Origin of the sequence: Pseudomonas sp. 21LCFQ010 (genome assembly GCF_024129905.1) — a bacterium.
Classification (GTDB): domain Bacteria; phylum Pseudomonadota; class Gammaproteobacteria; order Pseudomonadales; family Pseudomonadaceae; genus Aquipseudomonas.
In genome coordinates, this window is sequence record NZ_JAMYDZ010000016.1 from 12,549 (window position 1) to 25,660 (window position 13,112).

Annotated in this window: 15 protein-coding genes; 3 read left to right on the forward strand and 12 right to left on the reverse strand. The window is 60.1% G+C overall.

Annotation, left to right across the window (positions count from 1 at the left end; genetic code table 11):
- Window positions 1-12: 12 nt before the first annotated feature.
- Complete coding sequence (gene cysD / locus NJC38_RS18030) at window positions 13-930, reverse strand: sulfate adenylyltransferase subunit CysD (protein ID WP_045487930.1); 918 nt, start codon at window positions 928-930, stop codon at window positions 13-15.
- A gap of 235 nt (window positions 931-1,165) precedes the next feature.
- Window positions 1,166-1,924 carry a Nif3-like dinuclear metal center hexameric protein gene (locus tag NJC38_RS18035; RefSeq protein WP_253116305.1) on the reverse strand — a complete coding sequence of 253 codons (759 nt, stop codon included), beginning with the start codon at window positions 1,922-1,924 and terminating at the stop codon, window positions 1,166-1,168.
- A 166-nt stretch (window positions 1,925-2,090) separates the two neighbouring features.
- On the opposite strand from NJC38_RS18035, the gene algW reads away from it, so the two are divergent.
- Window positions 2,091-3,263 (forward strand): Do family serine endopeptidase AlgW, encoded by a 1,173-nt coding sequence (gene algW, locus NJC38_RS18040; protein ID WP_045487926.1) that lies wholly within the window; start codon window positions 2,091-2,093, stop codon window positions 3,261-3,263.
- 54 nt (window positions 3,264-3,317) lie between these two features.
- Here algW and hisC read toward each other — a convergent pair whose 3' ends face one another.
- From hisC to NJC38_RS18090, 10 genes are all read right to left on the reverse strand, one after another.
- Window positions 3,318-4,370 (reverse strand): histidinol-phosphate transaminase, encoded by a 1,053-nt coding sequence (gene hisC / locus NJC38_RS18045; protein WP_253116307.1) that lies wholly within the window; start codon window positions 4,368-4,370, stop codon window positions 3,318-3,320.
- Window positions 4,371-4,372: 2 nt separating this feature from the next.
- Window positions 4,373-5,719, reverse strand: a complete 1,347-nt coding sequence (gene hisD / locus NJC38_RS18050) for a histidinol dehydrogenase (protein ID WP_253116309.1) — start codon at window positions 5,717-5,719, stop codon at window positions 4,373-4,375.
- Window positions 5,720-5,843: 124 nt separating this feature from the next.
- The gene (hisG, locus tag NJC38_RS18055; RefSeq protein WP_045487919.1) at window positions 5,844-6,479 is read right to left on the reverse strand and encodes an ATP phosphoribosyltransferase; all 636 of its coding nucleotides are present in this window, start codon (window positions 6,477-6,479) and stop codon (window positions 5,844-5,846) included.
- Window positions 6,480-6,630: 151 nt separating this feature from the next.
- Complete coding sequence (gene murA, locus NJC38_RS18060) at window positions 6,631-7,896, reverse strand: UDP-N-acetylglucosamine 1-carboxyvinyltransferase (RefSeq protein ID WP_045487918.1); 1,266 nt, start codon at window positions 7,894-7,896, stop codon at window positions 6,631-6,633.
- A gap of 22 nt (window positions 7,897-7,918) precedes the next feature.
- Complete coding sequence (locus tag NJC38_RS18065) at window positions 7,919-8,158, reverse strand: BolA family protein (RefSeq protein WP_045487916.1); 240 nt, start codon at window positions 8,156-8,158, stop codon at window positions 7,919-7,921.
- A 107-nt stretch (window positions 8,159-8,265) separates the two neighbouring features.
- A complete protein-coding gene (locus NJC38_RS18070; RefSeq protein ID WP_045487915.1) occupies window positions 8,266-8,580 on the reverse strand; it encodes an STAS domain-containing protein in 315 nt (104 codons plus the stop codon).
- Window positions 8,577-9,230 carry a phospholipid-binding protein MlaC gene (locus NJC38_RS18075; protein ID WP_253116312.1) on the reverse strand — a complete coding sequence of 218 codons (654 nt, stop codon included), beginning with the start codon at window positions 9,228-9,230 and terminating at the stop codon, window positions 8,577-8,579. Before NJC38_RS18075 ends, NJC38_RS18070 begins: the two co-directional genes overlap by 4 nt.
- An 11-nt stretch (window positions 9,231-9,241) precedes the next feature.
- Window positions 9,242-9,709 carry an outer membrane lipid asymmetry maintenance protein MlaD gene (mlaD, locus tag NJC38_RS18080; RefSeq protein WP_045487911.1) on the reverse strand — a complete coding sequence of 156 codons (468 nt, stop codon included), beginning with the start codon at window positions 9,707-9,709 and terminating at the stop codon, window positions 9,242-9,244.
- On the reverse strand, window positions 9,709-10,506 hold the full coding sequence (gene mlaE / locus NJC38_RS18085; RefSeq protein ID WP_045487908.1) for a lipid asymmetry maintenance ABC transporter permease subunit MlaE: 798 nt from the start codon (window positions 10,504-10,506) through the stop codon (window positions 9,709-9,711). The genes mlaD and mlaE overlap by 1 nt, the downstream gene beginning before the upstream one ends.
- A complete protein-coding gene (locus NJC38_RS18090; RefSeq protein ID WP_045487906.1) occupies window positions 10,506-11,315 on the reverse strand; it encodes an ATP-binding cassette domain-containing protein in 810 nt (269 codons plus the stop codon). The genes mlaE and NJC38_RS18090 overlap by 1 nt, the downstream gene beginning before the upstream one ends.
- A gap of 281 nt (window positions 11,316-11,596) precedes the next feature.
- Between NJC38_RS18090 and NJC38_RS18095 the strand changes: the two genes are divergently transcribed.
- Complete coding sequence (locus NJC38_RS18095) at window positions 11,597-12,571, forward strand: KpsF/GutQ family sugar-phosphate isomerase (RefSeq protein ID WP_045487904.1); 975 nt, start codon at window positions 11,597-11,599, stop codon at window positions 12,569-12,571.
- Window positions 12,572-12,585: 14 nt separating this feature from the next.
- Window positions 12,586-13,110 carry an HAD family hydrolase gene (locus NJC38_RS18100; protein ID WP_045487902.1) on the forward strand — a complete coding sequence of 175 codons (525 nt, stop codon included), beginning with the start codon at window positions 12,586-12,588 and terminating at the stop codon, window positions 13,108-13,110.
- Window positions 13,111-13,112: the final 2 nt, after the last annotated feature.

Genomic DNA, 13,112 nt, shown 5'->3' on the forward strand with positions numbered 1-13,112 from the left:
GTAACCCTGAAATTAGAAGTAGCCTTGACGTTTCTTGTCTTCCATCGAGCCTGCGCCATCGTGGTCGATGACACGGCCCTGACGCTCGGACGTCCGGGTCAGGAGCATTTCCTGGATGATGTCGGTCAGGCTTTCGGCGTCGGACTCGACGGCGCCCGTCAACGGGTAGCAGCCCAGAGTACGGAAGCGCACCTTCTTCTTGACGATACGGGCCTTTTCTTCCTCGGACAGGTGCTCGAGGATGCGCTCGTCGTCGATCATGATCAGGGTGCCGTTCTTCTCGATGACTTCACGCTCGGCGGCGAAGTACAGCGGCACGATCGGGATGCCTTCGAGGTAGATGTACTGCCAGATGTCCAGCTCGGTCCAGTTCGACAGCGGGAAAACGCGGATCGACTCGCCCTTGTTGACCTTGCCGTTGTAGACGTTCCACAGCTCCGGGCGCTGGTTCTTCGGGTCCCAGCGATGCTTGCTGTCGCGGAACGAGTAAACGCGCTCTTTGGCCCGCGATTTTTCTTCGTCGCGGCGCGCGCCACCGAAGGCGGCATCGAAACCGTGCTTGTCCAGCGCCTGCTTGAGGCCCTGGGTCTTCATGATGTCGGTGTGCTTGGCACTGCCGTGGGTGAACGGGTTGATTCCCTGGGCAACCCCTTCCGGGTTGACATGGGTGATCAGTTCCAGGCCCATTTCCTCGACCATTTTGTCGCGGAAGCTGTACATCTCCTGGAATTTCCACTGGGTATCGACGTGCATCACCGGGAACGGCAGCTTGCCAGGGAAAAAGGCCTTGCGTGCCAGATGCAGCATCACGGCCGAGTCCTTGCCGATCGAGTACAGCATCACCGGGTTATCGAACTCGGCGGCGACCTCGCGGATGATGTGGATGCTTTCCGCCTCCAGCTGTTTCAGATGCGTCAGTTTGTCAACCATGGCTACTCACGGATTGCATGTATTGTGGTCAGGCCTGCACCAACCACGCGCGACAAGGCGCGTTTAATGGCAGACCCGGTCCAGTGGCGGCCGGCGGGCCGTATTCGAGCCGCGCACTTTATCATGCACGACCACCGCACTTCAGTGAGCACAATAGATCGAAACGATCTAACCATATAGCCGCCGGTTTGGACCTGCGAGCCGGTTGCCTGACCATCGCGCTCTGGGTCGCGGCTCAGACCGGGTTGGGACAGTCGATGAAAATGTGCTCCAGCGCAAAGCGCCGCGCCAGATAATCACCCAGTGCCTGCACGCCGTAACGCTCGGTGGCATGATGGCCGGCGGCAATGAAACTGATGCCGTTCTCTTGAGCGCTATGAAACGTCTGCTCGGAGGCTTCGCCGCTGAAGTACAGATCAACCCCCTCAAGCACCGCCTGGTCAATGTAGCCCTGGCCACCGCCAGAACACCAACCGACGCGCTGCACCATCCGGTCGCCCTCAATCAACAACGGCTCGCGGCCCAGTACCTCCTGCACGCGCCGGGCAAAGTCACGGGCGCTGACCGGCTCGGCCAGCGAACCGACCAGCCCCACCACCTTGGGGTCAGCGGGATTCAACGGCCCTTCGACCGTGATATCCAGTTGCCGCGCCAACTGCACGTTGTTACCCACTTCCGGGTGCACGTCCAATGGCAGATGATAAGCCAGCAGGCTCATGTCATGCCTGAGCAGGGTCTTCAGGCGACGTTGCTTCATCCCCACCACGCAGGGATTCTCGCCTTTCCAGAAGTAACCATGATGGACCAGAACCAGATCGGCCTGGGCCTCGACAGCGGCATCGAGCAACGCCTGGCTGGCGGTTACACCACTGACAATACGCATGACCTGTGGGCGCCCTTCGACCTGCAGGCCGTTGGGGCAATAGTCCTGGATCCGGGCGCTGTTGAGGTAGCGATCGGCTTCTTCAACCAGGGTGGTGAGGGCTACGGCCATGAAAGATTCCTCGATGAACGGTTCGGTATCGCGGTCAGCACAACATAGATACCTTAAATTGCGTGAGTAATACGAGACAGCGCCTGCGGTGCTCGTATAATGCCCGCCATTATGGCGCAGCCCGGCTAATAAATTCTGCGCCTGTCACTCCCAGGATCTTCTCTCAATGCTAAAGGCACTGCGCTATTTTGGCTGGCCATTGCTCGCAGGCGTATTGGTCGCCCTGCTGGTCATCCAGCGTTTTCCTCAATGGGTCGGTTTGCCCAGTCTGGACGTCAATTTGCAACAGGCACCGCAATCCACCCAGATTGTGCAGGGCCCTTCGTCGTATGCCGACGCGGTCAGCGCTGCCGCACCGGCGGTGGTCAACCTGTACAGCACCCGGCTGATCAACAAGTCGGCCAACCCGCTGTTCGAAGACCCGCAATTCAGGCGCTTTTTCGGCGACAACCAGCCCAAACAGAAGCGCATGGAATCGAGCCTGGGGTCTGGCGTGTTGATGAGCCCGGAAGGCTACATCCTCACCAACAACCACGTAACCAGTGGCGCCGATCAGATCATCGTGGCACTCAAGGACGGTCGTGAGACCGTGGCGCGGGTCATCGGCAACGATCCGGAAACCGACCTGGCAGTAGTCAAGATCGATCTTAAAAACCTGCAGGCCATCACCATTGCCCGTTCTGACAACATTCGCATCGGCGACGTTGCACTGGCGATCGGCAACCCGTTCGGCGTCGGCCAGACCGTCACCATGGGCATCATCAGCGCCACCGGGCGCAACCAGTTGGGCCTCAATACCTACGAAGACTTCATTCAGACCGACGCGGCGATCAACCCCGGCAACTCCGGTGGCGCACTTGTTGATGCCAACGGCAACCTGATCGGCATCAACACCGCGATTTTTACCGAGTCACGCGGCTCGCAAGGCATCGGTTTCTCGATCCCGACCAAACTGGCGATCGATGTGATGAAGTCGATCATCGAGCATGGTCAGGTGATCCGCGGCTGGCTGGGCATTGAAGTACAGAACCTGACCGCCGATCTGGTCGAGTCCTATGGCCTCAAAGGCCGTCAGGGCGTGGTGGTATCTGCGGTATTTCGCGACGGCCCGGCGCAAAAGGCCGGCCTGCAACTGGGCGATATCATTCTGAGCATCAATGATGAAGTGGCCACCGACGGACGTCGCGCCATGAATCAGCTGGCCCGCGCTCGACCAAAGGAAAAGATCGCGATCAATGTGCTGCGCAATAACAAGGAACTGCGCCTGACCGCAGAAGTGGGGATTCGTCCACCACCGGCTCCAGCCCCGGCCCACACCCCGGCCGCCAACGCGCAATAACCCGTGTCGGCCTTGGCCGCGAACCTGCTGGTTCGCGGCCAAGGCCGATGACACTCAGATATCGCTCAACGCATCCAGCAACGCCTGGTTCTGCTCTGGCGTGCCAATGGTAATGCGCAGGAACTGGGCAATCCGCTCCTGCTTGAAGTGCCGCACGATAACCCCTTGCTCACGCACTTTCGCCGCCAGGCCTGCGGCATCATGCTGCGGGTGACGGGCGAAGATGAAGTTGGCTGCCGAAGGCAGAACTTCAAAGCCCTTGCCCTGCAACTGCTCGACCAAGGCTTCGCGACTGGCAATCACCGCGTTGCGGGTGGTATTGAAATGCGCCTGATCTTCGAACGCCGCAGTGGCGCCCACGATCGCCAGACGATCCAGCGGGTAGGAGTTGAAGCTGTTCTTGACCCGCTCCAGCGCTTCGATCAGATCAGGATGGCCGACCGCCAGGCCGACCCGCAGCCCGGCCAGCGAACGTGACTTGGACAGGGTCTGGGTCACCAGCAGGTTCGGGTAGCGGTCCACCAGGCTGATGGCGGTCTCGCCACCAAAGTCGATGTAGGCTTCGTCCACGACCACAACTGAATCCGGGCTGGCCTTGAGGATTTGCTCAATGGCTTCCAGCGCCAGCAGGCAGCCGGTAGGCGCATTCGGGTTGGGGAAGATGATCCCGCCGTTGGGCCGCGCATAATCGTGCACACGAATCTGGAACTGCTCGTCCAGCGCTACGGTTTCATGGGCAATCCCATACAGGCCGCAGTAAACCGGATAGAAGCTGTAGCTGATGTCCGGGAACAGCAGCGGTTGGTCGTGCTGAAACAGGCCATAGAAAATATGCGCCAGCACTTCGTCGGAGCCGTTGCCCAGGAACACCTGATTGGGCTGCACCTTGTAGTAAGCCGCCACCGCTTGCTTGAGCAGGTCGCTGTTAGGGTCCGGATACAGACGCAGGCCATCGCCGAGTTCGGCGCGCATGGCTTCGAGCGCCTTTGGCGAGGGGCCGTAAGGGTTTTCGTTGGTGTTGAGCTTGACCAGCTTGTTCAGCTTGGGTTGCTCGCCCGGCACATAAGGCACCAGGCTCTTGACGAAAGGACTCCAGAATTTGCTCATGTTTACTCGCCTTGCTCGCTAAGCCCGGGCTTGAAGCCGGTATCGGTAATACGGTATTCGGCGCTGCGCGCATGACCACTGAGCGATTCGCCACGAGCCAGTACCGAAGCGGTCTTGCCCAGCTCCGAGGCGCCCTGCGGCGAACAGAAGATGATCGACGAACGCTTCTGGAAGTCATAAACCCCCAGCGGCGACGAGAAACGGGCGGTGCCGGAAGTCGGCAACACATGGTTGGGACCGGCACAGTAGTCACCCAGTGCTTCGCTGGTGTGGCGGCCCATGAAGATCGCACCGGCATGGCGGATCTGCGGCAGCCAGGCCTGCGGGTCTTCAACCGACAACTCAAGGTGCTCCGGGGCGATGCGGTTGGCCACATCGATGGCTTGTTGCATATCGGCAACCTTGATCAGCGCACCACGGCCATTGATCGAGGTTTCGATGATGGTGGCACGATCCATGGTCGGCAGCAGCTTCTCGATACTGGCCGCCACTTTGTCGAGGAATTCAGCGTCCGGGCTGACCAGGATGGCCTGGGCGTCTTCATCGTGCTCGGCTTGCGAGAACAGGTCCATGGCGATCCAGTCCGGATCGGTCTGACCGTCGCAGACCACCAGAATCTCGGAGGGGCCGGCGATCATGTCGATGCCGACCTGACCGAATACGTGACGCTTGGCAGTGGCCACATAAATATTGCCGGGGCCGACGATCTTGTCGACTGGCGGCACACTTTCAGTGCCATAGGCCAGCGCCGCCACAGCCTGGGCGCCGCCGATGGTGAACACCCGATCCACACCGGCGATACAGGCAGCCGCCAGTACCAGTTCGTTGATATCGCCACGCGGGGTCGGCACGACCATGACCACCTCTGCCACTCCGGCCACTTTGGCCGGGATCGCGTTCATCAGGACCGATGAGGGGTAGGACGCCTTGCCGCCTGGCACATACAAACCGGCACGATCCAGCGGCGTGACCTTCTGGCCCAGCACCGTGCCGTCGGCTTCGGTGTAGCTCCAGGAGTCCTGCTTCTGCTTTTCGTGATAGCTACGCACCCGCTCGGCAGCCACTTCCAGCGCCTGGCGCTGAGCAGGCGTGATGCGGGTCAGGGCCAGTTCCAGACGCTCGCGGGGCAGAATCAGATCGGCCATTGAGCCGGCTTGCAGGGCATCGAAGCGCTGGGTGAACTCGACCAGCGCGGCGTCACCACGCTCACGCACGGCCTTGATGATATCCAGTACACGCTGATTGACCGAGTCGTCAGACACACTTTCCCAGCTCAGCAGATGATCCAGATGTCGGGCGAAATCCGCATCGGCAGCATCGAGTCGGCGTATTGCAGTGGACGTGGTCATAGCGAGGGTCTCTGTTATTGGCGGATGCTCAGGAGCCATAAGCTACCAAGCTATCCGCGCTGGCACCTGAGAAATCTGGCTATGACACGGATAGCTGGACGCGATGCAATATCGCGTGATCAGGTCAGCCGTGGTGTCGCGACTCGACAGCCTTGCGCAGGGTGTCGATCAGCGACTGGATGCGGGCGTGTTGCATCTTCATCGACGCTTTGTTGACTACCAGACGCGAGCTGATGGTCGCGATCATTTCCTGAGGCTCAAGACCGTTGGCACGCAGGGTGTTGCCCGTGTCGACGACGTCGATGATCTTGTCGGCCAGGCCGATCAGCGGAGCCAGCTCCATAGAGCCATACAGCTTGATGATGTCGACCTGACGACCCTGTTCGGCGTAGTAGCGTTTGGCGACGTTGACGAACTTGGTCGCCACCCGCAGCCGCCCCTTGGGCTCTGGAGCACCTACCGCGCCAGCGGTCATCAGCTTGCAACGGGCAATGTTCAGGTCCAGAGGCTCGTACAGACCCTGGCCGCCGTATTCCATCAGCACATCCTTGCCGGCGACGCCCAGGTCTGCCGCGCCATGCTCGACATAGGTCGGCACATCGGTGGCACGCACGATCAGCAGACGAACATCGTCCTGGGTCGTGGGAATGATGAGCTTGCGGCTCTTGTCCGGATTCTCGGTCGGCACAATGCCCGCCTCAGCGAGAAGCGGCAGGGTGTCGTCAAGGATACGGCCCTTGGACAGTGCGATGGTCAGCATGGGAAAACTCGGGTCCTTATCAGGAAGCTCATGCCCTGGCGGCAAGCCCCAGAGCTTACCCGATACACGCCGTCAGTGCGCAACCGGGTAATGGAAATCTCGCAGTCGTCAAACCACGGCCCCGATGGTTGAAACATCGGGGCCGTGCAGGTCAGCCCGGTACGCGACGAATTTTCGCGCCCAGCAACTGCAGCTTCTCTTCGATGCACTCGTAACCACGGTCGATGTGGTAGATACGGTCGATCAGCGTGTCACCTTCGGCAACCAGCGCCGAGATCACCAGGCTGGCCGAAGCACGCAGGTCGGTGGCCATGACCGGAGCGCCCTTGAGCACTTCGGTGCCGGTGACGATCGCGGTATTGCCTTCGACCTGGATCTGCGCGCCCATGCGGTGCATTTCGTAAACGTGCATGAAGCGGTTTTCGAAGATCGTCTCGATCACTGCGCCAGTGCCTTCGGCAACGGCATTGAGGGAGATGAACTGGGCCTGCATGTCGGTCGGAAACGCCGGATACGGCGCGGTACGTACATTGACAGCTTTAGGACGGCGACCATGCATGTTCAGCTCGATCCAGTCGTCACCCGTGGTCACTTCGGCGCCCGCTTCCTGCAGCTTGAGCAGGACCGCTTCGAGAATGGTCGGATCAGTGTCCTTGACCTTGACCCGGCCACCGGTGATTGCCGCAGCCACCAGGTACGTACCGGTCTCGATACGGTCCGGCATCACCTTGTAGGTGGCCGAATGCAGACGTTCGACACCGTCAATGGTGATGGTGTCGGTACCGGCACCTTGAATGTTGGCACCCATGGCGATCAGGAAGTTCGCCAGGTCGACGACTTCAGGTTCACGGGCTGCGTTCTGCAGCACTGTGCGGCCCTTGGCCAGACTGGCGGCCATCATGATGTTCTCGGTACCGGTCACACTGACGGTATCGAAGAAGAAATGTGCGCCACGCAGGCCGCCTTCCGGGGCGCGAGCCTTGATGTAACCGCCTTCGACGTCAATGATCGCGCCCATGGCTTCCAGGCCGCGGATGTGCAGGTCAACCGGACGCGAACCAATGGCGCAGCCGCCCGGCAAGGCCACTTCAGCTTCACCGAAGCGGGCGACCATCGGGCCGAGCACCAGAATCGAGGCGCGCATGGTCTTGACCAGCTCATACGGCGCGACCAGGGTCTTGATGGTGCGCGGGTCGATCTCGACGCTGAGCTTCTCGTCGATCACCGGCTCAATACCCATGCGACCGAACAGCTCGATCATGGTGGTGATGTCGTGCAGATGCGGCAGGTTCTGGACCGTAACAGGCCCATCGGCGAGCAGGGTTGCAGAAAGAATCGGCAACGCCGAGTTCTTGGCCCCGGAAATACGAATTTCGCCGTCCAGACGGACGCCGCCGGTAATAATCAATTTATCCATTGCAATCTCGACACCGGTAGGGTCAGGCGCGCTCGGCCCAGGCCGCGCTGCTGAAAAATTTCATCGTAACCGCATGGATGCTGCCATCAGCGATCCAGGGATTGAGATGGGAGTAGATCTGTTGCTGACGCTTGACAGGACTCAGGGCAGCCAACTCATCACTGATGACATTGAGCTGGAAGTTGCAGCCTTCGCCTTCGACTTCCACTTTGATTCCGGGCAATTTTGCTTCAAGGAAGCTTTTTACTTCGACAGCCTGCATGCTTAACCTCGATCGGCGCTCTGTGCGCGCGGGTCGGCCATGATACAAAAAAGCCCCCGCTATGCGAACCCCGCCCGGGGTTTACGCAGACAGAGGGCTGCATAAGGTCAGGCGGGAGAATGATTGTCAAACAGCGCACTGGCGCCCGATACCTCGGCGATCTTGCGCATGTCCGCTGGCATGGAGTGAACGCTGACCGATTTGCCGGCACTTTGCGCATCACGCATGAAACCCAGCAGCAGCGCCAGGCCGACGCTGCTGGAGTGGCTGACACCCGAACAATCAATGACCAGTGTCGGCAGGCTGCTGGAACGGATCAGCGCCGCGCCCTGCTTGCGTAACTGCGGACCGGTGCTGTAGTCGAGCACACCGACCAGACGCAGCTCGCCGGCGCCGACAAGACGCACCGCCGACTCGGTCATTGCGCCGCCTTCTGCGAAGCTTCGTCGGTGACTTCCTTGGCCTTGGCCACTTCACCGGCCCAGCCATCGATAGTCTTGTCCAGATTATTGCCATTGCGCTGCATGGCATCGGCGAACTGGTCACGGAACAGCTTGCCGATGTTGATGCCGTTGATGATCACGTTGCGCACTTTCCATTCACCATTGATCTTCTCGAGGGTGTAGGAAACCGGATAGACCGCACCGTTGTTGCCCTTGACCTGCATATCGACGCTGGTGCGCTCGCCACTCTCATCCTTGGCCGGCGCTACGGTGATGCCCTGATTGTTGTACTCCAGCAATGCGTTGCCATAGAACTGCATCAGGCTGCGCTTGAAGTTCTCCTGGAAGCGTTGCATCTGCGCAGGCGTCGCCTGGCGCGAATACTTGACGGTCATGATGCTGCGTGAAATGCCATCGGCATCCACCACCGGCCCGACAATGCGGTTGAGCGCATCATAGAAAGCACTCGGGTTGGCCTTGTACTGCTCCTTGTTGGCCGACAGGTCGCCAAGCAACTGATCCGTAGTGCCTTTGATCAGGTCGTGGGCAGAGGGCGCAGCCGCTGCGTTGGCCAGCATCGGCAATGCTGCCAACAGGACCAGCAGACCGCGACGCAAAATAGAGATCATGGAAAAGCTCCTCATTTGGCTTCTTTACTCACGGTGTTGAGCAGAAATTTACCGATCAGGTCTTCGAGCACCAACGACGACTGGGTGTCGTGGATCGTACCGCCATCCTTGAGCAGGGCCTCGTCCCCTCCCACACTCAGACCGATGTATTTCTCGCCCAACAGGCCCGCAGTCAGAATCGATGCCGTGGAATCGGTCGGCAGGTTATCCACCGACTTCTGGATTTCCAGCGTCACGCGCCCGGTGAAGGTATCGCGATCCAGATCGATCGCCGTCACCCGGCCCACCGTGACACCGGCCATGCTTACCTTGGCTCTGACAGTCAAACCGGCAATATTGTCGAAGTACGCGTAAAGTTTATAGGTGTCGCTGGTCGCACTGGCGCTCAGACCACTGACCCGCAGGGCCAGCAGGAGCAAGGCCAGGATGCCGGCCAGGAGGAACAGTCCGACACCGGTTTCGATGGCGCGGTTTTGCATCAGAAATCTCCAAACATCAAGGCGGTCAGAATAAAGTCCAGGCCCAGCACCGCCAGTGAGGCGTAGACCACGGTACGGGTCGTGGCACGACTGATCCCTTCGGAAGTAGGATCGCAATCGTAACCCTGAAAAACCGCGATCCATGTCACTACCAAGGCAAATACGACGCTTTTGATCAGGCCATTGAGCACATCGTCAGTGAAAGAAACACTGTTCTGCATATTGGACCAGAAAGAACCTTCATAGACTCCCAGCCAGTCGATGGCGACCCAGGAGCCGCCCCAGATACCGACCACACTGAAGATCATGGTCAGCACCGGCAATGAAATAAAGCCGGCCCACAGTCGCGGGGCAACGATGTACTTGAGCGGGTCGACACCGATCATTTCCAGGCTCGACAGTTGCTCGGTGGATTTCATATTGCCGATCTCGGCAGTCAGCGCCGAGCCGGCCCGACCGGCAAACAGCAGCGCCGCCACGACCGGCGCCAGCTCACGCAACAGGGTAAGGGCAACCATTTGCCCGACCGCCTGTTCGGAACCGTACTTGGTCAGGATGCTGAAGCCCTGCAGCGCCAGAACCATACCGATGAACGCGCCCGAGACGACGATGATGACCAGCGACATCACCCCGACCGAGTACAGTTGCTTGACCAGCAATTGAAAACCGCCGCCGATACCGCCGCGCCCCAGCAAGGCATTGAACAGAAAGATGCCGGAACGCCCCAGCACGGTGATGACGTCGATGGCTGCGCGCCCAAGCAGGCGCACACGCTCGATGATTGATTTGTTGCGCATCAGCGCGTCCCCAAAAGATCGTCGCGAAAATCCGCTGCCGGATAATGAAAAGGCACAGGACCGTCCGGCTCGCCCGTCATGAATTGACGGATGCGCGGGTTGTCCGACGCCAGCAGTTCCTGCGGCGTACCTTGCCCCAGCACCTGGCCGTCACCCACTACATAGATGTAGTCGGCGATACTGGCGGTTTCAGTCAGATCATGGGAAACCACAATACTGGTGATGCCCAACGCATCGTTGAGCAGGCGAATCAGGCGAACCAGAACCCCCATGGCGATGGGATCCTGACCGACGAACGGTTCGTCATACATGAGAATCTGCGGATCGAGGGCAATCGCCCGGGCCAGCGCGACCCGACGCTTCATGCCGCCGGACAGCTCATCGGGCATCAGCTCGACAGCGCCGCGCAGCCCCACCGCCTGCAGTTTGAGCAGTACGATGTCGCGAATCATGTCGTCCGGCAGCTCGGTGTGGACACGCAGAGGAAACGCGACGTTCTCGAACACATCAAGGTCGGTAAACAGCGCGCCACTCTGGAACAGCACCCCCATGCGCTTGCGCGCATCGAACAGATCGCCGCGCGACAGCTGCGGCAGGTTCTGGCCGTTGACCCACACTTCGCCTGCGTCAGGGCGCAACTGCGCGCCCATCAGGCGCAGCAAGGTGGTTTTGCCACAACCGGAAGGCCCCATGATGCCGGTGACCTTGCCTTTGGGAATACGAATATCAACATTGTTGAAAATGCTGCGGGCACCGCGCTTGAAGGTGACACCCTTCAATTCGACCGCGTACGCGTCATCGGCACTCATCTGAACTCCTTGCAATACGGCCACACCTGCCGAGCCTGCTCCGCGCCGGGAGCGTCGATACTGGCGGGCCGGACAAGCCGCGAACTATACCACCGCTGCTGCGTGCCACCCAAGTACGGAACCGACGTCCACCGCCTGTACTCACATGCCGTTACAACACTTAAGACACTGAGTCGCTTGAGCCGACTCATCGTTAAAGAATGACTGCGACGATCAGAGCGTGAGCCGGATCGACAATACCGCTATAATCGCCGCCTTTTCCCAGGCTGACCGATCCAGACATGAGCCAATCCAGCGACCTTATCCAATCCGCACAGCGCACCATCCGTCTCGAAATAGACGCGATCGACAGTCTCCTGGGACACATCGACGCCGATTTCGTGCGCGCCTGCGAGCTGATTCTGGCCAGCAAGGGCCGGGTTGTGGTGGTCGGCATGGGCAAGTCCGGACACATTGGCAACAAGATCGCGGCGACCCTGGCCAGCACCGGCACCCCGGCGTTTTTCGTCCACCCGGCCGAAGCCAGCCACGGCGACATGGGCATGATCACTCGTGACGATATCATTCTCGCCCTGTCCAACTCTGGAACGACTCACGAGATCGTGACCCTGCTGCCGCTGATCAAGCGCCTGGGCATCACTATGATCAGCCTGACTGGCAACCCTGAGTCGACGCTGGCGAAGACCGCCGACGTCAATCTCAATGCGCATGTCGCCCAAGAGGCCTGCCCGCTCAACCTGGCGCCGACCTCCTCGACCACGGCGGCACTGGTGATGGGCGATGCGCTGGCCGTTGCACTGCTGGAGGCCCGTGGCTTTACCGCCGAAGACTTCGCCTTTTCGCATCCGGGCGGTGCGCTGGGGCGGCGCCTGCTGCTCAAGGTCGAACACGTGATGCACAGCGGCGACACCCTGCCCAAAGTGGCGCGCGGCACCTCGTTGCGCGATGCCCTGCTGGAGATGACCCGCAAAGGCCTGGGCATGACCGCGATCGTCGAAGCCGATGGCAAACTGGCCGGGATTTTCACCGACGGTGACCTGCGCCGCACCCTGGATCGTGCCACCGACATTCGCGAGGCGATCATCGACGAGGTCATGACCGTACACGGCAAGACCGTACGCGGCGAAATGCTCGCCGCAGAAGCGCTGAAGATCATGGAAGACCACAAGATCAACGCACTGATCGTGGTCGATGGGCAAGACCACCCGGTGGGTGCCTTCAACCTGCAGGACCTGGTCCGTGCGGGGGTGATGTAATGGAGAACAACGCAATGACCGAGCAACTGCTGCAGCGTGGCAAAGGCATCAAGCTGGCCATTTTCGATGTGGACGGCGTCCTCACTGACGGGCGCCTCTACTTCCTGGAAGACGGCAGCGAATTCAAGACTTTCAACACCCTCGACGGCCAGGGCATCAAGATGCTCATCGCCTCAGGCGTTACAACGGCTATCATTAGCGGGCGCAAGACCCCGGTGGTCGAGCGCAGGGCGAAGAATCTGGGCATTGCCCACCTGTATCAGGGCCGCGAAGACAAACTGGTGGTGCTTGATCAACTGCTCGCTGAACTGAACCTGAGTTACGAACAGGTCGCCTATCTGGGTGATGATCTTCCAGACTTGCCGGTGATTCGCCGCGTAGGGCTGGGTATGGCTGTGGCCAATGCCGCCACTTTCGTGCGTCAGCACGCCCATGGCGTGACCCGTGCACGCGGTGGCGAAGGCGCAGCCCGCGAGTTCTGCGAGCTTATTCTTGAAGCGCAGAACAACCTTGAAGCGGCCCATGCCGCCTATCTGTAGAC

Coding starts and splice junctions, on each gene's coding strand:
- NJC38_RS18070 (WP_045487915.1), bottom strand. CDS start 8,580: ATGACCGAGTCGGCGGTGCGTCTTGTCGGCGCCGGCGAGCTGCGTCTG.
- hisD (WP_253116309.1), bottom strand. CDS start 5,719: ATGACCACGTCCACTGCAATACGCCGACTCGATGCTGCCGATGCGGAT.
- NJC38_RS18075 (WP_253116312.1), bottom strand. CDS start 9,230: ATGATCTCTATTTTGCGTCGCGGTCTGCTGGTCCTGTTGGCAGCATTG.
- NJC38_RS18095 (WP_045487904.1), top strand. CDS start 11,597: ATGAGCCAATCCAGCGACCTTATCCAATCCGCACAGCGCACCATCCGT.
- NJC38_RS18100 (WP_045487902.1), top strand. CDS start 12,586: ATGACCGAGCAACTGCTGCAGCGTGGCAAAGGCATCAAGCTGGCCATT.
- NJC38_RS18090 (WP_045487906.1), bottom strand. CDS start 11,315: ATGAGTGCCGATGACGCGTACGCGGTCGAATTGAAGGGTGTCACCTTC.
- cysD (WP_045487930.1), bottom strand. CDS start 930: ATGGTTGACAAACTGACGCATCTGAAACAGCTGGAGGCGGAAAGCATC.
- hisC (WP_253116307.1), bottom strand. CDS start 4,370: ATGAGCAAATTCTGGAGTCCTTTCGTCAAGAGCCTGGTGCCTTATGTG.
- NJC38_RS18035 (WP_253116305.1), bottom strand. CDS start 1,924: ATGGCCGTAGCCCTCACCACCCTGGTTGAAGAAGCCGATCGCTACCTC.
- mlaE (WP_045487908.1), bottom strand. CDS start 10,506: ATGCGCAACAAATCAATCATCGAGCGTGTGCGCCTGCTTGGGCGCGCA.
- algW (WP_045487926.1), top strand. CDS start 2,091: ATGCTAAAGGCACTGCGCTATTTTGGCTGGCCATTGCTCGCAGGCGTA.
- hisG (WP_045487919.1), bottom strand. CDS start 6,479: ATGCTGACCATCGCACTGTCCAAGGGCCGTATCCTTGACGACACCCTG.
- murA (WP_045487918.1), bottom strand. CDS start 7,896: ATGGATAAATTGATTATTACCGGCGGCGTCCGTCTGGACGGCGAAATT.
- mlaD (WP_045487911.1), bottom strand. CDS start 9,709: ATGCAAAACCGCGCCATCGAAACCGGTGTCGGACTGTTCCTCCTGGCC.
- NJC38_RS18065 (WP_045487916.1), bottom strand. CDS start 8,158: ATGCAGGCTGTCGAAGTAAAAAGCTTCCTTGAAGCAAAATTGCCCGGA.